Here is a 1079-nt window from a genome sequence, read left to right as displayed (position 1 = left end):
GCGGGCTCGCGTGTCGGATCCGTGCAGAGCAGGGCCTGGGGCGGGAAGCGCGCCTCGGGATCGCGGAGGAGCACCCATCGGATCGGCACGACGGGCAGGCCCCCGTGCCGCCACACCGCGGTGTCCGAGGCGATCTCGATCGTGCGCTCGCCTGCCCCGTACCAGCCCGGCACCACCACCTTGCGCCAGCGCGTGTCCTTCGCCGCGAGGCGCGCAGCGAGTGTGGGTAGCCGTGCGCCTTTGGTGCGCGGGCGTCCGATCGTGCCAGGTGGGCGCGGCGGGGCAGGTTCGTACAGGGCTGCGTCGAGCCGCAGGCGGGTGATCGCCGTGATGCCGCCGCGCCGCATCGCATCGAGGAACAGGAGGGCCGAGAAACCGCCATCGCCCACCAGGACGAGGTCGCGCCCCGGCAGCCAGCGCCGAGCCTGCAGAGCGAGTTGACGTCCGACGTCGAGCAGCGGCTTGTGGCGACGGCCCCGGTCGCGGCAGGCACGCTCTGACGGCACCAACGCGGTCAGGAACGGCAGCGCCCAGATGCGCCCCGCCCAGGGGATCGGGGCGAGCACCATCAGGCTCATCCAGCGCAGCCCGCTCGCCTTGACGAAGTGGCTGTCGGAGGACCGTACGGGGTCGCGGTAGATGCCCTTGGCGGCGATCCGCTTGCCGCGGCGGCGCTCGATCGTATCGTCCAGTCCCAGGACCAGGGGGCCGCGTTGTGCGAACGCGTCGACGAGGAGCCCGAGCAGGATACGGCTGCCGGCGCGTGGGCACCACGCCGCCCGGTTGAGGATGCGGTGGACGTTCACGAACCGTCGCCCCTGCGCACGACCCAGGATGCGCAGGACGCTCGTCACCGTGCGGCGGCCCGGCGTCAGGATCGCGCCAATCAGCAGAGGCTGGGCATGGCGCCACGAGCGGTGGACGAACAGCGGTGCGAACGCCAGGATGATCCCGGCGAAGCGGGTGGGCAGGGGCAGCATGGCGGTGTCTCTTGGCGGGGACACCACCAGCCTACCCGCCACGCCCGCTTCGTCACCTCACACCCTCGATCACCCATCAAAATTGGCCAAAGTCGAGCT

General features: G+C 71.6%; 1 protein-coding gene. It reads right to left on the bottom strand.

Features of this window, described 5'->3' with window-relative positions; genetic code table 11:
* Positions 1-980: IS701 family transposase (locus tag AAHG09_RS31760; RefSeq protein WP_342112326.1), on the bottom strand; the 980-nt coding region annotated here is incomplete at its 3' end.
* Positions 981-1079: the final 99 nt, after the last annotated feature.

This window comes from Methylobacterium guangdongense, assembly GCF_038442355.1.
GTDB classification, from domain to species: Bacteria; Pseudomonadota; Alphaproteobacteria; order Rhizobiales; family Beijerinckiaceae; genus Methylobacterium; species Methylobacterium guangdongense.
This window is presented reverse-complemented; position numbering and strand designations above follow the sequence as displayed.